Raw genomic sequence first — 22,413 nt, 5'->3', positions numbered from 1 at the left:
GGTCACATCCCCTTCGGCGGCACGAGCTGCAGGTACAGCGAGCTGAGCACCAGGTTCATCAGGAACAGCAGCAGGAAGGTGATGACCACGGACTGGTTCACCGCGTCGCCGACGCCCTTCGGGCCGGCCTTGGGGTTGAGCCCGCGGTAGGCGGCCACGATGCCGGCCACGAACCCGAACAGCAGCGCCTTGATCTCGCTGATCCACAGGTCGGGGAGCTGGGCGAGGGCGGAGAAGCTGGCCAGGTAGGCGCCGGGCGTGCCGTCCTGCATGAGCACGTTGAACACGTAACCGCCGAGCACGCCGACCACGCTGACCAGGCCGTTGAGGAACACCGCCACCGCCATCGCGGCGAGCACGCGGGGCACGATCAGCCGCTGCACCGGGGAGACGCCGAGCACCTCCATGGCGTCGATCTCCTCGCGGATGGTGCGCGAGCCCAGGTCGGCGCACATGGCCGAGCCGCCGGCGCCGGCGATCAGCAGCGCGGTGACCACCGGGCTGGCCTGCTGGATGATCGCCAGCACGCTGGCCGCGCCGGTGAACGACTGCGCACCGATCTGCGTGGTCAGAGAGCCGAGGTGCAGGGCGATGACCGCGCCGAACGGGATGGAGACCAGCGCGGTGGGCAGGATCGAGACGCTGGCGATGAACCAGAACTGCTGCACCAGCTCGCGGAACTGGAAGGGCCGCCTGAAGATGCTGCGGGCCACGTCCAGGCCGAGCGCGTACAGCCTGCCGGTCTCGCGGACCGCGCCCGAGCCGGGAAACGAGCGGGTCTTCGTGCTCATTCCGGCACCTTTCGGCTGCTGTTCGGCTGCTGTGACCAGGGTTACTGACCAGTACGCTAACTACGGGCCCTGCGGTCGACAAGCGATCCGCAAGATCGGCTGATTACGGTCCTGACAAGGCGTTTTTCCTTGTGCCCCAGTGATAAATCCGCCTCCGTCGAGTTGTCCGAAAGTGAGCAAGTCCCGGCTCGGGGTGGCAAACGGAGCAGTGCGGGGGCATCCTGGAGGCGTCGCCCCCGGGCGCGCTCGGGTGTTCCCCGGCGGTTCCGGGGTGCTCTCGGCCGGGCCTCCGGGTGCCGTCCGGGGCTCTCGGCGACTGGTGCGGCCTGCCCGCACCGCCGCCGACCAGGCAAGATCGAGTTAAGGGACCCCCCTTTTCGGGGGGTGTTCGGCGGCATGTAATGTTCTCTTCGTCGCCAGGGAGACCGGGCGGACAGCGAGAAACAAAACTTCGTGTGTTGCTTGAGAACTCAACAGTGTGCTAGTGAACTAAGCCAGTAGAGCTTATATTGAACCTCGTATGAGGTTCCTTTGAGAAACTAGAATAGTCTAGATCAAATTCATTGTTGGAGAGTTTGATCCTGGCTCAGGACGAACGCTGGCGGCGTGCTTAACACATGCAAGTCGAACGATGAAGCCCTTCGGGGTGGATTAGTGGCGAACGGGTGAGTAACACGTGGGTAATCTGCCCTGTACTTTGGGATAAGCCCTGGAAACGGGGTCTAATACCGGATATGACTGCGCATCGCATGGTGTGTGGTGGAAAGCTCCGGCGGTATGGGATGAACCCGCGGCCTATCAGCTTGTTGGTGGGGTAATGGCCCACCAAGGCGACGACGGGTAGCCGGCCTGAGAGGGCGACCGGCCACACTGGGACTGAGACACGGCCCAGACTCCTACGGGAGGCAGCAGTGGGGAATATTGCACAATGGGCGCAAGCCTGATGCAGCGACGCCGCGTGAGGGATGACGGCCTTCGGGTTGTAAACCTCTTTCGACAGGGACGAAGGGTGACTGACGGTACCTGTAGAAGAAGCACCGGCTAACTACGTGCCAGCAGCCGCGGTAATACGTAGGGTGCGAGCGTTGTCCGGAATTATTGGGCGTAAAGAGCTCGTAGGCGGTTTGTCGCGTCGGCCGTGAAAACTGGAGGCTTAACCTTCAGCTTGCGGTCGATACGGGCAGACTTGAGTTCGGTAGGGGAGACTGGAATTCCTGGTGTAGCGGTGAAATGCGCAGATATCAGGAGGAACACCGGTGGCGAAGGCGGGTCTCTGGGCCGATACTGACGCTGAGGAGCGAAAGCGTGGGGAGCGAACAGGATTAGATACCCTGGTAGTCCACGCTGTAAACGTTGGGCGCTAGGTGTGGGCGACATTCCACGTTGTCCGTGCCGTAGCTAACGCATTAAGCGCCCCGCCTGGGGAGTACGGCCGCAAGGCTAAAACTCAAAGGAATTGACGGGGGCCCGCACAAGCGGCGGAGCATGTGGATTAATTCGATGCAACGCGAAGAACCTTACCTGGGCTTGACATGCGCCAGACATCCCTAGAGATAGGGCTTCCCTTGTGGTTGGTGTACAGGTGGTGCATGGCTGTCGTCAGCTCGTGTCGTGAGATGTTGGGTTAAGTCCCGCAACGAGCGCAACCCTTATCCTATGTTGCCAGCGGTTCGGCCGGGGACTCGTGGGAGACTGCCGGGGTCAACTCGGAGGAAGGTGGGGATGACGTCAAGTCATCATGCCCCTTATGTCCAGGGCTTCACACATGCTACAATGGCTGGTACAGAGGGCTGCGATACCGTGAGGTGGAGCGAATCCCTTAAAGCCGGTCTCAGTTCGGATCGCAGTCTGCAACTCGACTGCGTGAAGTCGGAGTCGCTAGTAATCGCAGATCAGCAACGCTGCGGTGAATACGTTCCCGGGCCTTGTACACACCGCCCGTCACGTCATGAAAGTCGGTAACACCCGAAGCCCATGGCCCAACCCTTCGGGGAGGGAGTGGTCGAAGGTGGGACTGGCGATTGGGACGAAGTCGTAACAAGGTAGCCGTACCGGAAGGTGCGGCTGGATCACCTCCTTTCTAAGGAGCAACACATCCACCAGCAACGTCTGGTGGAGTGGCCATGGTCTAGATGCCGAATGTGTGTCTGCTGTGGTTGCTCAAGGAATTGTGGAACTACTGGTTGATGTTGGTGCCGGCTTCTGCTGGCTGCATGAGTACTGCTGCTTGCGGCGTGGAAAGTGTGGTGCAGAGAGGGTGGTTCTGATGTTCATTGGCACGCTGTTGGGTCCTGAGGCAGCACGCTGGTGTTGTTTCTGGTGTGGTGTTTGAGAACTGTAGAGTGGATGCGAGCATCTTTGTGGTCAAGTTGTTAAGAGCACATGGTGGATGTCTAGGCATCAGGAGCCGATGAAGGACGTGGGAGGCTGCGATAAGCCTCGGGGAGCTGTCAACCGAGCTGAGATCCGAGGGTGTCCGAATGGGGAAACCCAGCACCAGTGATGTGGTGTTACCCGCACCTGAATATATAGGGTGTGTGGAGGGAACGCGGGGAAGTGAAACATCTCAGTACCCGTAGGAAGAGAAAACAACCGTGATTCCGTGAGTAGTGGCGAGCGAAAGCGGATGAGGCTAAACCGTGCGCATGTCAAGCTGTCAGGCGTTGTGTGTGCGGTGTTGTGGGACCTGTCTTCCAGAAACTGACATTTCTGGCGCGATGCTGCATGGTTAGTGGAATCACCTGGGATGGTGGACCGGAGTGGGTGAGAGTCCCGTACGCGAAAACTGTGTGGGTGTTGTGTGATGGTGTTCCCGAGTAGCAGCGAGCTCGTGGAATTTGCTGTGAATCTGCCGGGACCACCCGGTAAGCCTAAATACTTCCTGGTGACCGATAGCGGACTAGTACCGTGAGGGAAAGATGAAAAGTACCCCGGGAGGGGAGTGAAAGAGTACCTGAAACCGTGTGCTTACAAGCCGTCAGAGCCTTGTGAAGGGTGATGGCGTGCCTTTTGAAGAATGAGCCTGCGAGTTAGTGCTGCGTGGCGAGGTTAACCCGTGTGGGGTAGCCGTAGCGAAAGCGAGTCTGAATAGGGCGTTTTGAGTCGCGTGGTCTAGACCCGAAGCGGAGTGATCTACCCATGGCCAGGGTGAAGCGCCGGTAAGACGGTGTGGAGGCCCGAACCCACTTAGGTTGAAAACTGAGGGGATGAGCTGTGGGTAGGGGTGAAAGGCCAATCAAACTCCGTGATAGCTGGTTCTCCCCGAAATGCATTTAGGTGCAGCGTCGCATGTTTCTTCTTGGGGGTAGAGCTACTGGATGGCCTAGGGGCCTTACCGGGTTACCGAAGTCAACCAAACTCCGAATACCGAGAAGTGAGAGTGCGGCAGTGAGACGGCGGGGGATAAGCTTCGTCGTCGAGAGGGAAACAGCCCAGAACACCAGCTAAGGCCCCTAAGTGTGTGCTCAGTGGGAAAGGATGTGGGATTGCCCAGACAACCAGGAGGTTGGCTTAGAAGCAGCCACCCTTGAAAGAGTGCGTAATAGCTCACTGGTCAAGTGGTCCTGCGCCGACAATGTAGCGGGGCTTAAGCACACCGCCGAAGCTGTGTCATTGACACATTTGATCCGCTTCGCTCTTCGGAGCGTTGTGTAGTCGTGTTGATGGGTAGGGGAGCGTCCTGCATCCAGGGAAGCCGCGGTGTAAACCAGCGGTGGAGGGTGTGGGAGTGAGAATGCAGGCATGAGTAGCGAATGCAGAGTGAGAAACTCTGCCGCCGGATGACCAAGGGTTCCTGGGCCAGGCTAATCCGCCCAGGGTAAGTCGGGACCTAAGGCGAGGCCGACAGGCGTAGTCGATGGACAACGGGTTGATATTCCCGTACCCGAGCACGTGCGTCCCTGATGAGGCAGTTGATACTAACCACCCAAAGCGTGATGTGAAGTCTTCGGATGGAGCGTCATTGTGGAGCGTGGGGCCTGATTCTGTAGTAGTCAAGTGATGGGGTGACGCAGGAAGGTAGCTCCGCCAGTGAATGGTAGTACTGGTGTAAGCGTGTAGGCCGAGTGGTAGGTAAATCCGCCGCTCATGAGGCTGAGACGTGATGCGTAGCCGATTGAGGTGAAGTAGAGTGATCCTATGCTGCCGAGAAAAGCCTCTAGCGAGTGCGTGCACGGCCCGTACCCCAAACCAACACAGGTGGTCAGGTAGAGAATACTAAGGCGATCGGGTGAACTGTGGTTAAGGAACTCGGCAAAATGCCCCCGTAACTTCGGGAGAAGGGGGGCCAAACATCCTGAAGCTTTTTACAGGCTAGGGGTGGGTGGCCGCAGAGACCAGCGGAAAGCGACTGTTTACTAAAAACACAGGTCCGTGCGAAGAAGTAATTCGATGTATACGGACTGACGCCTGCCCGGTGCTGGAACGTTAAGAGGACCGGTTAACTCCCTTTTGGGGGGTGAAGCTGAGAATTTAAGCGCCAGTAAACGGCGGTGGTAACTATAACCATCCTAAGGTAGCGAAATTCCTTGTCGGGTAAGTTCCGACCTGCACGAATGGCGTAACGACTTTCCGGCTGTCTCAACCACAGGCCCGGCGAAATTGCATTACGAGTAAAGATGCTCGTTACGCGCGGCAGGACGGAAAGACCCCGGGACCTTTACTATAGTTTGGTATTGGTTTTCGGTTCGGTTTGTGTAGGATAGGTGGGAGACTGTGAAGCGCTCACGCTAGTGGGTGTGGAGTCGTTGTTGAAATACCACTCTGGCCGGATTGGGAATCTGAACCTACGCCCATGATCTGGGTGAGGGACAGTGCCTGATGGGTAGTTTAACTGGGGCGGTTGCCTCCCAAAGAGTAACGGAGGCGCCCAAAGGTTCCCTCAGCCTGGTTGGCAATCAGGTGTTGAGTGTAAGTGCACAAGGGAGCTTGACTGTGAGACTGACAGGTCGAGCAGGGACGAAAGTCGGGACTAGTGATCCGGCACCACCTGGTGGAAGGGGTGTCGCTCAACGGATAAAAGGTACCCCGGGGATAACAGGCTGATCTTGCCCAAGAGTCCATATCGACGGCATGGTTTGGCACCTCGATGTCGGCTCGTCGCATCCTGGGGCCGGAGTAGGTCCCAAGGGTTGGGCTGTTCGCCCATTAAAGCGGCACGCGAGCTGGGTTTAGAACGTCGTGAGACAGTTCGGTCCCTATCCGCCGCGCGCGTAGGATACTTGCGGAAGGCTGTCCCTAGTACGAGAGGACCGGGACGGACGAACCTCTGGTATGCCAGTTGTCACGCCAGTGGCATGGCTGGTTAGCTACGTTCGGAAGGGATAACCGCTGAAGGCATCTAAGCGGGAAGCCTGTTCCTAGATGAGGTATCCCACCCCTTTGTGGGTTAAGGCCCCCAAGAGACGATTGGGTTGATAGGCCAGAAATGGAAGCGCAGTAATGTGTGGAGTTGACTGGTACTAATAGGCCGAGGACTTGCTACAAAGGTGCTTCGCATCCACTCTACGGCTCTGAAACACCACACCAGAGCACGTGTTACGACACTAGTGTGTTTGTTTCGTAGTGTTTCGGTGGTTATAGCGGCGGGGAAACGCCCGGTCCCATTCCGAACCCGGAAGCTAAGCCTGCCAGCGCCGATGGTACTGCACTCGAAGGGGTGTGGGAGAGTAGGACGCCGCCGAACTTAACTTAACAAGGGAGCGGGGCTCGAGCCAGGACATGGCTCGAGCCCCGCTCTTTTTGTATGTCCGGGGTCATCGGCGCACCGGATAGCGCAGGTGCAGTACTCGGTTGCCCTGGAGTACCACGTCGGGGTCTTCCAGCAGGTGCTGCGCGTCGACCGAGCCGAAGTAGCGTTTGCCCGAGCCGAACACCACGGGCACGACGTCCATGCGCACCTCGTCGACCAGGCCCGCGGCGAGCGCTTGGCCACCGACGTCCCCGGCGGCCACCTCGACCAGGCGGTCCCCCGCGAGTTCCTGCGCCTTGACCACAGCAGCCTCGATGCCATCGACGAAGTGGAACGGTGCCTCCGCGTCCCAGCCCTCGGGGGCCGGCCGGTGCGTCACGACGACCACGTGATCGACCCCGCTCGGCGGCTTCCCGTCCCACCCGTCCGTCAGGTCGAAGACGTGGCGACCCGCGATCGTCACCCCGATCTGGTCCCAGTACGCCCGGGTGTAGGCGTGGGAGGCCTGCGACACCTTCAGCTCGCCGCCTTCATCCAACGGGACGTCACCGCTGGTCAACCAGTCGAACAGCGGGCCGGGCTGGTCCTTCTCGTCCGCGACGAAGCCGTCCACCGACACCGAGCCGTACATGACCACCTTGCCCACGGCGTTCTCCTCTGTTCCGGGATGGCCCCGAAACTAGCGGGTCGTGCGCCGCCGCTCTTGTAAGAAATCAATCGGCCGGCAGCGGCCAGCCGTCCAGTGTGTGGCCGGGGTGCTCGCGCAGGAACTGCCGCCGGACTTCGAGGTACCGCGTCGGCGTGAGCCCGGTGAACGCCCGGAGCTCGTGGCCGAAGTGGGCCTGGTCGAAGTAACCCGCGACACTGGCGAGATGGCCCCAGTCGATCGGCCCGCTGGGATCCATCGCGAACACGGTGGTGGTGAAGCGGTAGGTGCGGGCCAGCCGCTTCGGCGTGATCCCGACGAGCTCCTTGAACCGCTGTGCCAGATGGGTACTGCTGACACCGGCTGCCGTGCCCAACTCGCCGATCGACACCGCCCCGCTGGTCGCCGCGATGACGCCGCTCGTATGGCGGACCAGGCCCAGTCCGGCGGTCTCACGCAGCCGCCGCAGGAGCTCCTCCTCGAGCAGCGTCATCATCTCGTGCGGTCCGTCCGCCTCTGACAGCCGATCTCGCAGTTCGGCCACCGCGGCCCTGCCCCAAACCTGCTCCACCGTCACCGGCCGGTTGCACAACTCGGCCGCGGGCATCGGCACGAACGGCGCCAGTCCCCACGGTTTGAAGTGCACGCCGACGGACCGGGTCCGGGGCGGGTAGCCGAACTCCGACGCGCGGGTGGCCATGGTGATCACACAACCGTCGGCGTACTCGGCCGCCTCGATCTCCGTCCCGGCGCGGATGCGGAACGGCGCCCCGAGGTTGACGATGAGCAACGCCGACGGCGCCGGCGGCAGCGTCAACCGGGCGTACGGCGGTGCGCCCGCCAGGTAGTAGAGGTCGTCGATCAGCCCGTCCAGCGGCGGTCGCGGCACTCTGGACACGTACTCCACACCCCACAGCATCGCCGACGCCCCGCCGGTGGCGCGCGCCGGGCTGGGCGGACGACCGGTTTTCCCCGCGTTGAACCGCCGTGACAATTTCGGCCCGCGTGTTTGTGTGGAAGTGAGCAAAGAATAGTTGTTGCAATTTTGGTGGGTTGTCCGGCGGACCGTCCCAGAACTAGCATACTCGTCAGTAAGTTGCACTTCCGCCGACCCCCGAACAGAGGAATTGCGATGTCCAGAATGTTGTCCAGGTTCCGCAGACCGGCCGCGGTGATGGCGATGGCGGCGGCTGTTTTCAGCGCCGGGGTGCTGGCCGCCGGGCCCGCGTCCGCGGCCACGCTCAAGGTCCGGTACCCGGTCTCCGGCGAGTCGGTGGTGAAGAAGACCGGCAGCCCGCTCCCGCTCGGCCCCGGCACCCTGGACACCACCGTCACCACCAAGCCCGGCGGCGGCGACGTCTCCGGTGTGCTCAGCATCCCGCCGGCCAAGGCCTCCTTCCAGGTCTTCGGTTTCATCCCGGTCAAGGCCACGGTCACCGTCATCCCGACCGGCCCGGTCTCCGGCGAGATCAAGCAGGGCGTGATCACCACCCACGCCGACGCCTACATCCAGCTCAGCGACATCTGGGTCGGCGGCATCTTCTACACCCCGGTCGGGAACGAGTGCAAGACGCAGACCCCGGTCGGCATGGACCTCAAGTCCGAGGGTGACTTCACCATTTTCAACGGCGGCACCGTCTCCGGCACCTACACCATTCCGGAATTCAAGAACTGCACCATTTTCGCCCCGTTGCTCAGCTCGCTCGTCTCCGGGCCGGACAACACGATCAAGCTGGTGCTCGGCAAGGCCTCCTCGCTGCCGTAAAGAAACCTCGCGCACAAAAAGGCCCGCCACCCGGGAAACCGGGGTGGCGGGCCTTTTTCCTACTTGCCGACCGTCTTGAGCACCAGGGTGACCTGGTTGCCCGGACCCGACACCAGGCCGGTGACGATCGGGGAGATGTCCTCGAACACCCCGCACCCGCTGAACGGCGGGATGGTGAACGACCGCTGCGACTCCAGCGGCGCGTCCGGGTGGGTGCCGATGGTGCCACCGCTGGTCACCAGGTACTGCCCCCACAGGTCCAGCGAGATCTTGTCGCTGCGGCAGTCCGGGCCCACGTCGTACGACAGCCCGTTGATCTCCACGTCGCTGATCCGCAGGAACACCTCGGTGTGCGCGAACAGCATGCTGTCCGGCTTCGGGTAAGTGCCCTCGGTGAAGGTCAGCTTGCCGTTGGGGTCGTTGGCGGGCAGGAACTCCGCCAGCCCGGTCACCGGCAGGAAGCCGAACGCGTAGAACGGGGTCTTCGCCTTCGGCAGCGCCACGTCCCCGCGAATGCCCGCCGGGTTGAGGTACGAACCGCCGTTGACCATCAACCCCGGGCCGAGCACGACCTTCGCCCCGGTCTTCTTCACCGTGGACTCGCCGTTGATGTACTGCGCGGTGAGCGGGAAAACCGGTGGCGCGGCGGCGAGTGCGCCGGGACCGGCCTCCGCGGCCTGCGCACCGGGCGCGGACGGCAGGCCCGGCACCACACCGTCCGGTCCGGGCAGCCCCGGCAGGGGAGTGGTGCCCGGCGGCGGCACCGGCTCACCGGGCAGCAGGACCGCCACCGAGCCCAGCAGCGGATCCTGCTCGGGCGCCGGTTCACAGACCGATTCGACGACCACCTCGGTGCCCATCGCGCCTTCGGCAGGCTGGGTGGTCAGCACGATCGACGGCGGCCCGACGGAAACGGTCAGCGAACCCGCCGCGCTGGTCTGCCACGCCGGGACGGTGCCCGCGGTCTTCACGATCAGCGCGGCCTCCGGCGGCACCGGGGTGGACGGCACCGGCAGCTCCGCGGACACCGCCTCCGGTTTCGCGTCCTGCACGCCGAGCAGGTTCGTGGTGACCGTGCCCTGGATCGACGCGGGCGCGCCGAGCGCGGGCCACAGCGTGTCGGGCAGGACCAGTTCCGCGTCGAGCGGTCCCGCGGCCACCGGTTCCCCGACCAGCACCGAGCTGGGCAGGGTGGTGTTGAGGGTGAGGCCGACCGCCTGCGGCTCGCTCTCGCCGAAGGTGCAGTCGTAGGTCAGCGCCAGCGAGACCGGAACGCTCTCCGCCGGCGCTTCGGGTGCCTCGGGCGCGGCGGACCCCGCTCCGGTCAGCCCGCTGGTCAGTCCGGCGGCGAGCAGCGCGACGGCCGCCGTGGTGCCGAGCTTGTCCCGGAGTTTTTTCTGTGCCATCCGCGTTCCTTCGCCAGAGCCAGAAATGCCGGAAACTCCGGCCACGTGTCGGGGACGTGGCCGGAGCACCGGGGGAATCTACTACTCGAATCAGGTGATCGGCAGGGACGGCGAGAAGGCCGGGGTCTGGCCGCCGTCGAGCGTGCAGTCGAAGGCTTCCGGGCCCTGCCACTCGGGGGTGGCGTTGAGGTAGTGGAAGTCCAGCGACGCGGAGAAGGTCGCGCCGAGCGACGCGGTCAGGGTCCCCGAGGACGCCGCGGTGATGGCGGGCACCACCGTGCTCGAGGTCTGGGCCGCGTTGACCGGGAAGTCCGCGTTCGGGTCGGCGACGAACTGCTCCGCCACCCCGAGGTCGCTCACGTTGACCGTGGACGGGGTCCCGCCCGAAACGGCGACGCTGGCGTCGGCGGTGCCGCGGACACCGTCGATGCCGCCGAGGAAGTACAGGGCGCCCACCACGTCGGCGGGCACGGTGGCCACCGCGGTCACGGTGTGGGCCTGGAAGGTACCGCCACCGGTGATCGAGTCCGGACCCTGGAAGGTGGCCGTGACGGTGAGCGGTGCTTCACCGATCAGCGGGTAGTTGCAGGTGTAGGACAGCGTGCTGGTGGTGGTGTACGCCTGGTCCGCGGCCAGCGCGGTACCGGCTCCGGCCATGGTGAGGCCGAGAACCATGCTGGTGGTCGCCATACCGGCGAAGAGTCTGCCGAATCGTCGTGACATTAGCGATAATCTCCTCAATCGTTCTGCTGGTCCGCATAAAACGGGCACGGCGGCTGCTCGCCGATTCTCCGGCGGCCGAGTAAAGTGGAGATCGATCCCGGGGTAGAGCTGATACCGGACGGCAGAGTCCCCCTTTTTACACCGTCCGTTCTCGGGTTACCCGCTAGTAGATTACGAGCGCGTGTCCTGGCGAATCAAGAGGCGGCAAGGAATCCAGGGCAAACTCGGCTCCTGTATCGGTGAATTTGTCACCCCAGCCGGATCGCCAATCCCGGCTTTGTCACCAGCGTATGAAAAACGGCCTCCGCGACCGCGACGGTCCGTGTTCGGCGTGGTCCTGCCGTAAAGTCCAGGTGTCTTCTACCCATGCCGCGTTCGGCCGAACGGCCGTAGGTGATGCTCCGGAGGAACAATGCGGAAATCGGCTTCGCTCGTGGTGGGCGCGCTGGGAGCGGGGCTGCTGCTGGCCGGTGCGCTGACCGCGGTGTCGGTGGAGCCGGGGCCCACCGCGCCGCCGCCGGCCACGGCCACCCCGTCCGCCGAAGCAGCGCCGGTGGAGGCAGCCGCGGCCGCGGACGGCACCGGCGGGGTGATCGCCTGGGGCAACGGGATCTGGCAGCAGCGGCCGGTGCCCGCCGGGTTGACCGCCGGCGTGGCCGAAGTGCGCGTCGGCGGCGTGCACGCGCTCGCGCTCAAGGGCGACGGCACCGTGGTCGCCTGGGGCAACAACACCTACGGGCAGACGGTCGTCCCCGCCGAGGCGCAGGGCGCCACCGCGCTCGCCGCCGGGTGGGGCCACAGCCTCGCGCTCAAGAACGGCGGTGTCGTCGCCTGGGGCAACGACTGGTTCGGGCAGCTGAAAGTGCCCGACGCCGCCAAGTCCGGGGTCACCGCCATCTCCGCCTACGGTTTCCACAGCCTCGCGTTGAAGCAGGGCGGGCAGGTGGTCAGCTGGGGCCTGCGCGACGACGTGCCTGCCGAGGCGAAGTCCGGGGTGAGCGCGATTTCCGTGGGCGGCGACCACAACCTCGCGCTGAAGAACGGCGGCGTGATCGCCTGGGGCGGCAACGAATGGGGCCAGATCGACGTGCCCGCCGCGGCGAAGTCCGGGGTCACCGCGATCTCCGCGGGCTGGGAGCACAGCCTGGCGCTCAAGGCCGATGGCACGATCGTCGCCTGGGGCAACAACGAGTACAAGCAGACCGACGTGCCGGCCACCGCGGTCGGGGTGAAGGCGATCGCGGCGGGCTGGACGCACAGCGTCGCGCTGCTGTCCACCGGCAAGGTGATCGCCTGGGGCTGGAGCAACAGCAGCGCGATCGCGGTCCCCGCGACGGCGGCGTCGGGCGTGTTCTCGATCGCCGCCGCCGACCGGTTCAGCCTCGCACTGAAGTGACCAGCTCGTAGGAGCGCTTCCGGTCCTCCTCGCCGTGGACCATGGTGGTGATCATCAGCTCGTCCGCGTCGGTGTCCTCGAGCAGCTGCTCCAAGCCCTTGCGCACGGTCTCCGGCGAGCCGAGCACGGTGGTGCCGAGCCGTTCCTCGACGAACATGGTGTCCACGTCGGTGTACGGGTAGGCGGCCGCTTCCTCCGGCGTGGGCAACGGGATCGGCCTGCCGCGGCGGAGGCTGAGGAAGGTCAGCGCGCTCGGCCCGGCCAGGTAGCGCGCGTGCTCGTCGGTGTCCGCGGCCAGCACGGAAACCCCGAGCATCACGTACGGCTCGTCGAGCACCTCGGACGGCTGGAACGCCTCGCGGTACAGCCGGACGGCCGGGATCGTGTTCTGCGCGCTGAAGTGGTGCGCGAAGCTGAACGGCAGGCCGAGCGCGCCGGCGAGCTGGGCGCTGAACCCGCTCGACCCGAGCAGCCACACCGGCACCTTGAACCCCTCGGCGGGGAACGCGCGCACCGCCCGCCCCTCACCCGGTTCGAAGTAGGTGCGCAGTTCCTGGAGCTTCTGCGGGAAGTCGTCGGCGGACAGCCCGGCGGCGCCGCGCAGGGCGAGCGCGGTGCGCTGGTCGGTGCCCGGCGCGCGGCCGATGCCGAGGTCGATGCGGCCCGGGTGGAAGGCCTCCAGCATGCCGAACTGCTCGGCGATCACCAGCGGCGCGTGGTTGGGCAGCATGATGCCGCCGGAACCGACGCGGATGCGCTCGGTGGCGGTGGCGATGTGGCTCATCAGCACCGAGGTGGCGGAGCTGGCGATGCCCGGCATGTTGTGGTGCTCGGCCACCCAGTAGCGGTGGTAACCGAGGCGCTCGGTGTACTTGGCCAGCTCGACGCTGCTCTCCAGCGCGGCCCGCGCGTCCGACCCGCTGACGATCGGCGCCAGGTCGAGCACGGACAGGGGCACTTCAGACAGTGAACTCACGCCTGGAGTGAACGCGCGGGAGCCGCGAAAGCTTCCCTACGGCAACCAGCTCGGGTCGGACGCCAGCACGGTCAGCTGCTGCGTCGCGCGGGTCAGCGCGACGTAGAGCACACGCCGCCCGGTCGACGACTCGGTTACCAGTTCGGCCGGTTCCACCAGCACCACCGCGTCGTACTCCAGGCCCTTCGAGTCGAGGCTGCCGACCACCTTGAGCCGTTCGTCGGCCTGATCGGCGAGCCAGCGCTCCACCTCGGGCACCCGGTCCATGGCGCAGATCACGCCGACCGTGCCCTCGACCGCGCCCATCAGCTCCTTGGCCGCCGCCTGCACCGAGCTCTCCCACGCGGCCGGGTCGACCGGCCGGACCTCGGGCTCCAGTCCGGTGGTGCGCACCGCCTTCGGCAGCTCGTCGGCCTCGGCCTGGTTCGCCACCACCTTGGCCGCCAGGTCGAAGATCTCCGCCGAGTTCCGGTAGTTGGTGCGCAGGGTGTAGCGCCGGTGCGCGGTGCCGCGGCCGAACGCCTGTTCCCTGGCCTGCGCGGCCTCCGGCGGGTCCGGCCACGAACTCTGCACCGGGTCGCCGACCACGGTCCAGCTGGCGTACTTCCCGCGCCGCCCGACCATCCGCCACTGCATCGGCGAGAGGTCCTGCGACTCGTCGACCACGATGTGCGAGTACTCGTCGTAGTGCTCCGGCCGCTGCGGACCGGTGCCGCTGGAACCGCGGGCGACCGGGGCGGCGTCCAGTTCGATCGACTGGGCCCGGCGGCGGCGCTTCGGCGGCGGGCCGATCAGCACGCGCAGCTCGTCGAGCAGCGCGATGTCGGCCACCGACCAGCCGGTGCTCTCGTCCGCCAGCGAAGCCGCGAGCAGGGTGATCTCCTCGCGGTTGAGCAACTGCTTGCCGGACCGGGCCAGCCGCCGCTCGTCACCGAGCCAGCGCAGCACCTCGGCCGGGTGCAGCACCGGCCACCACACCACCAGGAACCGGTGGAAGTCGATGCGCTCACCCAGATCGGTGATCAGCTCGGCCCGGTCGGAGGAGCGGCCGTCGGCCTTCGCGTGCGCGTCGGCCTTGTCGGCCAGCGCTTCGAGCAGGGTCTCCGCGGCGCGCACCCGGGACCGGTTCGGCGGCCCGCCCTGGGTGTGCACCTTGCGGCGGACCTTCTCCAGCTCCTTCGCGTCGAGCTTGAGCACCTCGCCCTTGTAGACGATGCGCATCTCGGTCGGCGCGTCCGGCGGGGTGTCCCGCATGGCGCGCGCGAGCAGTTTGCGCATCCGCGAGGAGCCCTTGATCGCGGCGAGGCGGGCCGGGTCCTGGTGCGTGCCGGTGGCGCCGTCGAGCAGCTCGCCGAGCGCGCGCAGCTCCACGTTCGTCTCACCCATCGCGGGGAGCACGCGCGAGATGTAGTTGGTGAACACCCCGGACGGGCCGACCACCAGCACGCCGGCGCCGCCGAGCTGGCGGCGGTGGCGGTAGAGCAGGTAGGCGGCGCGGTGCAGGGCGACCGCGGTCTTGCCGGTGCCGGGCCCGCCGGTGATCTCGGTGACCCCGCGCCACGGCGCGCGGATCACCTCGTCCTGCTCGCGCTGGATGGTGGCGACGATGTCGCGCATCTTCTCGCCGCGGGACCGGCCGAGCGCGGCCATCAGCGCGCCCTCGCCGACGATCTGCATGGACTCGGGCACGGCGTCGGCCATCAGCACGTCGTCGTCCACGTCGAGCACGGTCTGCCCGGAGCAGCGGATCACCCGGCGGCGCACCACGTCCATCGGTTCCTCGGCGGTGGCCTGGTAGAACGCGGCCGCGGCCGGGGCGCGCCAGTCGGTGACCAGGTTGTCGAACTCGGCGTCGCGGATGCCGAGGCGGCCGACGTAGATCGGCTCGTTGTCGGAGGCGTGGTCGAGCCTGCCGAAGACCAGGCCCTCGTACTCGGCGTCGAGCGTCTGCAGGGTCTGGTTGGCGTGGTAGACCATCATGTCCCGCTCGAACAGCATCGACGCCTGCTCGAACACCGCTTCGGTCTGGGCGCCGTGGCCCAGTTCGTAGCCCTTGGCGCGCATCGCCTCGGCTTGGGTCCGCAGTTCCGCGAGACGGGTGTAGACCCGATCGACATGGGTCTGTTCGATGGCGATCTCGGCCCGTCTGACCCGAGGTTCCGACACGCAGCGCTCCTACAGCTCACTCGCCGGGAAGGGGAAGAACGACAATACGCGTCCCCGTGCCGGGGTACAGCCGGTCCTGCCCAAAAACACAGGTGCGACCATGCCACCGTGACCAGGATCGTGGCGGGCAGCGCCGGTGGCCGGAAGCTCAAGGTGCCGCCGAAGGGCACCCGGCCGACCTCCGAACGCGTCCGCGAAGCCTTGTTCAACGCCCTGGAAGTGGCTGGTGAGCTGGACGGGGCCCGCGTGCTCGACCTCTACGCCGGCACCGGCGCGCTCGGGCTGGAGGCCCTTTCCCGCGGCGCGCGCGAGGCGGTCTTCGTCGAGGCGGACAAGCGCGCGGCCGACGTGCTGCGCGGGAATGTGACCGCACTCGCACTCGGCGGCGTGGTGCGCCACGGCAAGGCTGAGACGGTGCTCACGGCCGGCGCCGACGCGCCCTTCGACCTGGTGCTCGCGGATCCGCCGTACGACCTCGGCGCGGTGCGGCTGGCGGCGGTGCTCGCCGCGCTGGTCACCGGTGGCTGGCTGGTGCCCGGCGGGCTGGTCGTCGTCGAGCGGGCGCTGCGCGACGGCGAACCGTCCTGGCCGGACGGTCTGGAGCCGTTGCGCACCAAGCGGTACGGCGACACGGCACTGCACTGGGCCGAGTCCACCGGAAGTTGATAACGTCCGCGTCATGCGGCGCGCGGTCTGTCCCGGCTCCTACGATCCGGTCACCCTTGGGCACATCGACGTCTTCGAGCGGGCGGCCAAGCTGTTCGACGAGGTCGTGATCACCGTCATGGTGAACCCGAAGAAGCACGGCCTGTTCTCCATCGAGGAGCGGATGGACCTGATCTCCGCCGCGGTCACCGCCATGCCCAACGTGCGGGTGGACTCGTGGCAGGGCCTGCTGGTCGACTACTGCCGCGACCACGACATCGTGGCCATCACCAAGGGCCTGCGCGCGGTCAGCGACTTCGACTACGAGCTGCAGATGGCGCAGATGAACCACCGCCTGACCGGGGTGGAGACGCTGTTCATGCCGACGAACCCGGAGTACAGCTTCCTGTCCAGCTCGCTGGTCAAGGAGGTGGCCACCTACGGCGGCGACGTCTCGCACCTGCTGCCCGAGGTGGTCCACGCCAAGCTGCTGGAACGGCTCGCCGAACAGCGCTAGCCGCGGCGACGGGGCCCGGGCCGAGGCCCTCCGAATGCTATGAGTGGGGCATTACTAGCGTTCAATGCAAGTAATGCCCCACTCATAGCATTCGATCCGGCGGGCGCTAGGCCGTTCGGCCCAGCGGGACCCCCGAATGGTTCCGTTCGCTCGGACCGAGTTCACGCCGGTGTCTCCCGATGATCACGTGATCGGGCTACGGTTCGAAAATGATTAACCAAAAGTCGCGCTTAGCAGGCGTTCTGCTGGCAATCCTGGTCGCCTTCTTCGGTGGGGCCACCACCGTCGCGGCGGCGCCCGCCGCTCCCGTGCCGGTGCAGGCCGAGTGCGGGGACACCTCCGGCTTCGAGCAGTCCCCGCTGGACTCGCTGCCCGCCGAGGCGAGCGAGACCTACGACCTCATCCAGCAGAACGGCCCGTACCCGTACCCGCAGGACGACACCGTCTTCCAGAACCGCGAGCGGCTCCTGCCGCTGTGCGACTCCGGCTACTACCGCGAGTACACCGTGGAAACCCCGGGCAGCGACGACCGCGGCGCGCGCCGGATCGTCAAGGGCGAGGGCGACGAGTACTTCTACACCGCGGACCACTACGAGAGCTTCGTGCTGGTCACGGTCTGAACGAACGCGGGGTCACCCGGTCGTGGCGGACACGCCGGGTGACCCTCCTTCACGGCGTTCCACCGGCCGGACGGGCAGACTGGGACCCGGCGAAGTGGGAAGTTCTGCCGTGAGGGAGTTGCCGTGTACCGGGTGTTCGAGGCCCTAGACGAACTGGTCACCATCGTGGAAGAGGCACGCGGCGTGCCGATGACGGCCAGTTGCGTGGTCCCGCGCGGTGACGTCCTCGAACTGCTCGACGACGTCCGCGACGCGCTGCCGAGCGAGGTCGACGACGCGCAGGACGTGCTGGACAAGCGCGACGAGCTGATCAACAAGGCCCGGCACGAGGCGGAGACCACGGTCTCCGGGGCGAACGCCGACGCCGAGCGCACCATCGCCGAGGCCACCGCCGAGGCCGACCGGCTGCTCGCCGACGCCCGCGCCCGCGCCGAGCAGATGGTCGCCGACGCGCACGCCGACGCCGACCGCACGGTGGCCGCCGGCCAGGCCGAGTACCAGAACCTCACCGAGCGCTCCCGCGCCGAGTCCGAGCGGATGATCCAGGCCGGTCGCGACGCCTACGACCGCGCGATCGACGAGGGCCGGGCCGAGCAGGCGCGCCTGGTCGCGCAGACCGAGGTGGTCCAGGCCGCGCACGCCGAGGCCGCCCGGATCGTCGACGAGGCCCACGGCGAGGCCGACCGCCAGCGCGCCGACTGCGACGCCTACGTCGACGGCAAGCTCGCCGAGTTCTCCGAGCTGCTCTCGACCACGCTGCGCACGGTCGACTCCGGCCGCAACCACCTGCGCGCCCCGTCCAGCCTCGGGCGCAACACCGTGTACGACTACCAGGCGTGATGCCGGCCCCCGAGGTCGCGTACAGTGGTGAGGTTGCGCACTCCGGTTCCGAGTGCTGCCCGAGAACCTCGTAGCAGAGAGAGTCATGTCTGAAGACAAGAGCGCGTCGCACCTCGACGCGCGCAGTCCCTGGGTGCTCGACACCCGCGAACTCGGCCGCCGGGCCGGGCTCAGCCGTGCCGTGCAGCGCGACGTCGAGGTCACCAAGCCCCTCGGCGTGCCCGACGTGATCGTGGTGCCCGAGGGCGCGAAGGTGGAGCTGGACCTGCTGCTCGAGTCCGTGGTCGAGGGCGTGCTGGTCACCGGCACCGCGGCGGCCCCGGTGACCGGGCACTGCTCGCGCTGCCTGGACCCGATCTCCGACGAGGTCGAGGTCGATCTGACCGAGCTGTACGCCTACCCGGACTCCACCACCGAGGAGACCACCGACGAGGACGAGATCATGCGCCTGGTCGACGACCGGATCGATCTCGAACCGGCGGTGCGGGACGCGGTGGTCCTCGCGCTGCCGCTCGCCCCGCTGTGCACCGACGACTGCGCCGGTCTGTGCAGCGAGTGCGGGGTGAAGTGGGCCGATCTCGAGCCCGGACACGGGCATGAGACCATAGACCCTCGGTGGGCCGCGCTGGTCGAGCGTTTCGACGAGAATCCGGCGTCCGGCCCGGACAAGCAAGCCTGACGAGCGCCAGCTCGTAGACCGCAAGCATGCCCGCGCACGCGGGCAGATCGTGATTGAGGAGAACCAGTCGTGGCCGTCCCCAAGCGGAAGATGTCGCGTTCCAACACCCGCTCGCGCCGCGCCCAGTGGAAGGCCGCCCCGGTGCAGCTGGTGCCCTGCTCGAACCGTGCCTGCAAGGCGCCCAAGCCGCAGCACATCGCCTGCCCGACCTGCGGCCAGTACGACGGTCGTCAGGTCGTCGAGCCCGCCTGAGGTAGCTGAGACATGGGGGGAAAATCGCCCACCGGTCCGGCAAGCGATCCGACGCCCTTACTCGAGGCGCTCGGCGTCACCTTGGACGCCGAGCTCCTTCGGCTTTCCCTGACCCACCGGTCGTACGCCTACGAGAACGGCGGGTTGCTGCCGAACGAGCGGCTCGAGTTCCTCGGCGACGCGGTGCTCGGCCTGGTGGTCACCGACCACCTGTACAACGAGCACCCCGACCTGCCGGAGGGCCAGCTGGCGAAGCTGCGGGCCAGCGTGGTGAACATGCACGCGCTGGCCGGGGTGGCCAGGAACCTCGGTGACGGCGGCCTCGGCGCGCACCTGCTGCTCGGCAAGGGCGAGGAGCTGACCGGCGGCCGGGACAAGGCGAGCATCCTCGCCGACGGCCTCGAAGCCGTCATCGGCGCCACCTACCTCGCGCACGGCATCGAGACCGCGCGCAAGCTGGTGCACCACCTCTTCGACAGCCTGCTGGCCGAGGTCCCGCTGCGCGGGGCCGGCCTGGACTGGAAGACCAGCCTCCAGGAGCAGACCGCGTCGGCCGGGCTTGGCGTGCCCGAGTACCAGGTCGAGGACACCGGGCCGGACCACCGCAAGGAGTTCAGCGCCAAGGTGATCATCGCCGGGCGCACCCTGGGCAACGGCGTCGGCACGACGAAGAAGGAAGCCGAGCAGAAGGCCGCCGAGGCCGCTTGGCGCACCCTCAACGAGGAGCTCAACCAGCAGGGCGATGCCGGAACTCCCTGAGGTCGAGGTCGTTCGCGCCGGCCTGGAGAAGCACGTGTCCGGGCGGACCATCGCCGAGGTCACCGTGCTGCACCCGCGCGCGATCCGGCGGCACGTCGAAGGCGCGGCGGACTTCTCCGGCAGGCTCGCCGGGGAGCGGGTGCTCGCCGCCCGCCGCCGCGGCAAGTACCTGTGGCTGGAGATGTCCGGCCAGGACGCCGTGCTCGCGCACCTCGGGATGAGCGGGCAGATGCTGGTGCAGGCCGCCGACGCGCCGGACGAGAAGCACCTGCGGATCCGCGTCCGCTTCGACGACGACGGCCCCGAACTGCGGTTCGTCGACCAGCGCACCTTCGGCGGCCTGGCGTTGTCCGACCTGGTCGACGTCGACGGCACGCTGCTGCCGAGCACGATCGCGCACATCGCGCGCGACCCGATGGACCCGGCGTTCGACCCGGTGCTCGCGGTCAAGGCGCTGCGGTCCCGTCGCACCGAGATCAAGCGCGCGCTGCTGGACCAGACCCTGGTCTCCGGGGTCGGCAACATCTACGCCGACGAGGCGCTGTGGCGCGCGCGGCTGCACTGGGCGCGGCCCGCCGAGAAGCTCACCGCCAAGCAGGGCGCGGCCCTGCTCCAGGCGGCCACCGACGTGATGAGCGAGGCGCTGCTCGCCGGTGGCACCTCGTTCGACGCGTTGTACGTCAACATCAACGGCCAGTCCGGCTACTTCGAGCGCTCGCTGGACGCCTACGGCCGGGAGGGCCGGGCCTGCCGCCGCTGCGGTACGCCGATCCGGCGCGACCCGTTCATGAACCGGTCGTCGTTCTCCTGCCCGCGTTGCCAGCCGAAACCCCGGCTGACCAGGGCCTGAGCAATTCCTTACCGCCGATTGGCGGTCTCTTGTGCACGCTACTGCGCAATGCGTGCTAGTGTTCGCGGCGCAGGACTGGAGGGAACCGGTGGAGATCAGTCAGTTACTCAAAGGCGTGCTCGATCTCGCGGTGCTCGCGGTGCTCCGCGGGCACGACGGTTACGGCTACGACGTCCTCCGCCGCTTGAGACAGGCGGGGCTGGAGGAGGTCGGCGACGCGTCGGTGTACGGCACGCTGCGGCGGCTGTACAAGGCGGGGTTGCTGACGTCGTACGTCGTGCCCAGCGAAGAAGGACCGCATCGCAAGTACTACAGCTTGAACGAGTCGGGGCGCCAGCGCCTGGCGGAGTCGGGGAAGACCTGGACCACCTTCGCCAAGACGATGGACAGCCTGTTGGGAGAGGCAGCATGAGCACCCAGACTCCCGCCGTCGTGCGGGACTACCTGGCGAGGGTCCGGACCGCGCTGGCCGACCTGCCGCCGGCCGAAGTGGACGAAATACTCGAGGACGTCCGCCCGCACCTGCTCGAGATCGGCACCGAGCTGGGGGAGGAGGGCACGCTCGCGGCGATGACCGAGCGCCTCGGCTCGCCGGAGAGCTACGCGGCGGAACTGCGGGCGGCGGGCGACTACCCGTCGCCGGAGCAGGCGGGCGGCCGCAAGCTCAACTCCGACCTGGGCTCGCGGCTGGCGTTGTGGAGCCTCGCCGCGATGGTGGTGATCCTGCTGCCGTTCGGGGTGATGGCGGCCGGGAGCCTGTCCGCCGACGCGCTGCTGCTGCTGATCCCGGCGGCCGCGGTGCTCGCCGCGGGCGGCTGGTACCTGGCGCGGCACGGGGACGCCGCGCTCGGCAGGCTGCCGGAGCTGAAGCCGTTGCGCACGGCGGTGGGGCGCGAGTCGAAGGCGCTGGCGTACCTGAAGTCGCTGCGCCCGGCGTGGTGGCTGCTGTGCGCGGCCGTGCTGGTGGTGTTCGGCCTGCTGCTGTTCCTGGACGAGGGCCGCGAAGGCATGCTGGCGCTCGTGGCGCTGGCCGCGGTCGCCGTGGTGATCGTGTGGTTCGGGCCGAAGTCGGTGGCCGACCGCAAGTGGCTGTGGCTCAGCTTGCCGGTGTCGGCGCTGGTGGTGGGCGTGGTGCTCGGGCTGGTGACCGAGGGCGTGTTCCGGGTGGCGAACAGCCGGTACAACGGCTACGGCGGGTACGGCCAGACCTACAACACCGTCGGCGGGCAGCCGGTGCTGAGCTACGGCAACACGCAGGTGGAGAACATCTACGCGTTCGACGCCGAGGGCAAGCCGCTGTCCGAGGTCTACCTGTTCGACCAGGACGGCAAGCCGCTGACGCTGCCGCGGTACGGCTGCGAGCCGGGGACCGGATCGCGTCAGCGCGAGGGGGCGGACAACCAGTTCCCGCGGCCGGAGGTCGACCAGTACGGGTACGACGACCAGGGGCACTACAACGGGTACAACGCCTACCAGCCGGGTTGCCGGGTGGTGCCGGGAGTGCCGTTCACCGCGGCGATCCCGAAGGTGCCCGCCCCGCCGGCGGCGCCCGGCGTGCCCACTCCCGGCGTGCCCACGCCGGACGCACCGACCCAGCCGCCGACCGCGCCGCCGACCCCGTCGGCACCGGCCACCGCACCGACGCCGACCGGCTGAGGGTGCGCGCGCGAAGCGAGGAGCGGGCGTCGGGGCC

At 67.0% G+C, this 22,413-nt stretch carries 19 protein-coding genes and 3 rRNA genes; 15 read left to right on the top strand and 7 right to left on the bottom strand.

What is annotated here, in order from left to right; translation table 11 throughout:
- Window positions 1-2: 2 nt before the first annotated feature.
- Complete coding sequence (locus tag JYK18_RS00930; RefSeq protein ID WP_206799312.1) at window positions 3-791, bottom strand: ABC transporter permease; 789 nt, start codon at window positions 789-791, stop codon at window positions 3-5.
- 563 nt (window positions 792-1,354) lie between these two features.
- Here JYK18_RS00930 and JYK18_RS00925 point away from each other — a divergent pair.
- From JYK18_RS00925 to rrf, 3 genes are all read left to right on the top strand, one after another.
- A 16S ribosomal RNA gene (locus JYK18_RS00925) occupies window positions 1,355-2,871 on the top strand.
- 282 nt (window positions 2,872-3,153) lie between these two features.
- Window positions 3,154-6,274 (top strand): 23S ribosomal RNA (locus JYK18_RS00920).
- 83 nt (window positions 6,275-6,357) lie between these two features.
- Window positions 6,358-6,474, top strand: a 5S ribosomal RNA gene (rrf, locus tag JYK18_RS00915).
- The 16S, 23S and 5S rRNA genes sit together here, the layout of an rRNA operon.
- 70 nt (window positions 6,475-6,544) lie before the next feature.
- On the opposite strand, the gene JYK18_RS00910 is transcribed toward rrf, so the two are convergent.
- Entirely contained in the window at window positions 6,545-7,126 is a 582-nt protein-coding gene (locus JYK18_RS00910) for a dihydrofolate reductase family protein (protein ID WP_206799310.1), read from the bottom strand.
- A 67-nt stretch (window positions 7,127-7,193) separates the two neighbouring features.
- Window positions 7,194-8,015, bottom strand: coding sequence for a helix-turn-helix domain-containing protein (locus JYK18_RS00905; protein ID WP_206803964.1), 822 nt, complete (start codon window positions 8,013-8,015; stop codon window positions 7,194-7,196).
- A gap of 243 nt (window positions 8,016-8,258) precedes the next feature.
- Here JYK18_RS00905 and JYK18_RS00900 point away from each other — a divergent pair, with 243 nt between their 5' ends.
- Entirely contained in the window at window positions 8,259-8,891 is a 633-nt protein-coding gene (locus tag JYK18_RS00900; RefSeq protein WP_242578892.1) for a hypothetical protein, read from the top strand.
- A 59-nt stretch (window positions 8,892-8,950) separates the two neighbouring features.
- On the opposite strand, the gene JYK18_RS00895 is transcribed toward JYK18_RS00900, so the two are convergent.
- Both JYK18_RS00895 and JYK18_RS00890 read right to left on the bottom strand, forming a co-directional pair.
- Window positions 8,951-10,297, bottom strand: a complete 1,347-nt coding sequence (locus JYK18_RS00895; RefSeq protein ID WP_206799308.1) for a DUF6801 domain-containing protein — start codon at window positions 10,295-10,297, stop codon at window positions 8,951-8,953.
- A gap of 90 nt (window positions 10,298-10,387) precedes the next feature.
- Window positions 10,388-11,020: a DUF6801 domain-containing protein gene (locus tag JYK18_RS00890; RefSeq protein ID WP_206799305.1), complete on the bottom strand. Its 633-nt coding sequence runs from the start codon at window positions 11,018-11,020 to the stop codon at window positions 10,388-10,390.
- A gap of 412 nt (window positions 11,021-11,432) precedes the next feature.
- Here JYK18_RS00890 and JYK18_RS00885 point away from each other — a divergent pair, with 412 nt between their 5' ends.
- Window positions 11,433-12,416, top strand: a complete 984-nt coding sequence (locus JYK18_RS00885) for a hypothetical protein (RefSeq protein ID WP_206799296.1) — start codon at window positions 11,433-11,435, stop codon at window positions 12,414-12,416.
- Here JYK18_RS00885 and JYK18_RS00880 read toward each other — a convergent pair.
- Together JYK18_RS00880 and JYK18_RS00875 are read right to left on the bottom strand one after the other, a co-directional pair.
- Window positions 12,397-13,392, bottom strand: coding sequence for an LLM class flavin-dependent oxidoreductase (locus JYK18_RS00880; protein WP_206799295.1), 996 nt, complete (start codon window positions 13,390-13,392; stop codon window positions 12,397-12,399). The two genes, JYK18_RS00885 and JYK18_RS00880, sit on opposite strands and share 20 nt — an antisense overlap.
- Before the next feature lie 36 nt (window positions 13,393-13,428).
- Window positions 13,429-15,558 carry an AAA family ATPase gene (locus JYK18_RS00875; protein WP_206799293.1) on the bottom strand — a complete coding sequence of 710 codons (2,130 nt, stop codon included), beginning with the start codon at window positions 15,556-15,558 and terminating at the stop codon, window positions 13,429-13,431.
- Window positions 15,559-15,666: 108 nt separating this feature from the next.
- Between JYK18_RS00875 and rsmD the strand changes: the two genes are divergently transcribed.
- The 10 genes from rsmD to JYK18_RS00825 all read left to right on the top strand — a co-directional run bounded on the left by rsmD (window position 15,667) and on the right by JYK18_RS00825 (window position 22,376).
- On the top strand, window positions 15,667-16,224 hold the full coding sequence (gene rsmD / locus JYK18_RS00870; RefSeq protein WP_206799291.1) for a 16S rRNA (guanine(966)-N(2))-methyltransferase RsmD: 558 nt from the start codon (window positions 15,667-15,669) through the stop codon (window positions 16,222-16,224).
- A gap of 13 nt (window positions 16,225-16,237) precedes the next feature.
- Window positions 16,238-16,720, top strand: coding sequence for a pantetheine-phosphate adenylyltransferase (coaD, locus tag JYK18_RS00865; RefSeq protein ID WP_206799282.1), 483 nt, complete (start codon window positions 16,238-16,240; stop codon window positions 16,718-16,720).
- A gap of 209 nt (window positions 16,721-16,929) precedes the next feature.
- Window positions 16,930-17,340, top strand: a complete 411-nt coding sequence (locus tag JYK18_RS00860) for a ribonuclease domain-containing protein (protein ID WP_206799278.1) — start codon at window positions 16,930-16,932, stop codon at window positions 17,338-17,340.
- Between the two features lie 123 nt (window positions 17,341-17,463).
- Complete coding sequence (locus JYK18_RS00855; protein WP_206799277.1) at window positions 17,464-18,180, top strand: DivIVA domain-containing protein; 717 nt, start codon at window positions 17,464-17,466, stop codon at window positions 18,178-18,180.
- Between the two features lie 85 nt (window positions 18,181-18,265).
- Window positions 18,266-18,859 carry a DUF177 domain-containing protein gene (locus tag JYK18_RS00850; protein WP_206799269.1) on the top strand — a complete coding sequence of 198 codons (594 nt, stop codon included), beginning with the start codon at window positions 18,266-18,268 and terminating at the stop codon, window positions 18,857-18,859.
- A gap of 69 nt (window positions 18,860-18,928) precedes the next feature.
- Entirely contained in the window at window positions 18,929-19,111 is a 183-nt protein-coding gene (gene rpmF / locus JYK18_RS00845; protein WP_113693552.1) for a 50S ribosomal protein L32, read from the top strand.
- 12 nt (window positions 19,112-19,123) lie between these two features.
- On the top strand, window positions 19,124-19,870 hold the full coding sequence (rnc, locus tag JYK18_RS00840; RefSeq protein WP_206799267.1) for a ribonuclease III: 747 nt from the start codon (window positions 19,124-19,126) through the stop codon (window positions 19,868-19,870).
- Window positions 19,854-20,720, top strand: a complete 867-nt coding sequence (gene mutM / locus JYK18_RS00835) for a bifunctional DNA-formamidopyrimidine glycosylase/DNA-(apurinic or apyrimidinic site) lyase (RefSeq protein WP_206799264.1) — start codon at window positions 19,854-19,856, stop codon at window positions 20,718-20,720. The genes rnc and mutM overlap by 17 nt, the downstream gene beginning before the upstream one ends.
- Window positions 20,721-20,808: 88 nt before the next feature.
- Entirely contained in the window at window positions 20,809-21,132 is a 324-nt protein-coding gene (locus tag JYK18_RS00830) for a PadR family transcriptional regulator (protein WP_153036910.1), read from the top strand.
- Window positions 21,129-22,376 (top strand): DUF1700 domain-containing protein, encoded by a 1,248-nt coding sequence (locus tag JYK18_RS00825; protein ID WP_206799254.1) that lies wholly within the window; start codon window positions 21,129-21,131, stop codon window positions 22,374-22,376. Before JYK18_RS00830 ends, JYK18_RS00825 begins: the two co-directional genes overlap by 4 nt.
- Window positions 22,377-22,413: the final 37 nt, after the last annotated feature.

The sequence above is a fragment of the Amycolatopsis sp. 195334CR genome, from assembly GCF_017309385.1.
Classification (GTDB): domain Bacteria; phylum Actinomycetota; class Actinomycetes; order Mycobacteriales; family Pseudonocardiaceae; genus Amycolatopsis.
Note: the sequence above shows the minus strand (reverse complement) of the source record. Positions and strands in the feature narration are given on the sequence as shown.

What these genes read in the sequence shown, in the direction of transcription:
- JYK18_RS00930 (WP_206799312.1), bottom strand. Translation starts at nt 791, where the DNA reads ATGAGCACGAAGACCCGCTCGTTTCCCGGCTCGGGCGCGGTCCGCGAG.
- JYK18_RS00900 (WP_242578892.1), top strand. Translation starts at nt 8,259, where the DNA reads ATGTCCAGAATGTTGTCCAGGTTCCGCAGACCGGCCGCGGTGATGGCG.
- JYK18_RS00895 (WP_206799308.1), bottom strand. Translation starts at nt 10,297, where the DNA reads ATGGCACAGAAAAAACTCCGGGACAAGCTCGGCACCACGGCGGCCGTC.
- JYK18_RS00890 (WP_206799305.1), bottom strand. Translation starts at nt 11,020, where the DNA reads ATGTCACGACGATTCGGCAGACTCTTCGCCGGTATGGCGACCACCAGC.
- JYK18_RS00885 (WP_206799296.1), top strand. Translation starts at nt 11,433, where the DNA reads ATGCGGAAATCGGCTTCGCTCGTGGTGGGCGCGCTGGGAGCGGGGCTG.
- coaD (WP_206799282.1), top strand. Translation starts at nt 16,238, where the DNA reads ATGCGGCGCGCGGTCTGTCCCGGCTCCTACGATCCGGTCACCCTTGGG.
- JYK18_RS00860 (WP_206799278.1), top strand. Translation starts at nt 16,930, where the DNA reads ATGATTAACCAAAAGTCGCGCTTAGCAGGCGTTCTGCTGGCAATCCTG.
- JYK18_RS00850 (WP_206799269.1), top strand. Translation starts at nt 18,266, where the DNA reads ATGTCTGAAGACAAGAGCGCGTCGCACCTCGACGCGCGCAGTCCCTGG.
- rnc (WP_206799267.1), top strand. Translation starts at nt 19,124, where the DNA reads ATGGGGGGAAAATCGCCCACCGGTCCGGCAAGCGATCCGACGCCCTTA.
- mutM (WP_206799264.1), top strand. Translation starts at nt 19,854, where the DNA reads ATGCCGGAACTCCCTGAGGTCGAGGTCGTTCGCGCCGGCCTGGAGAAG.
- JYK18_RS00825 (WP_206799254.1), top strand. Translation starts at nt 21,129, where the DNA reads ATGAGCACCCAGACTCCCGCCGTCGTGCGGGACTACCTGGCGAGGGTC.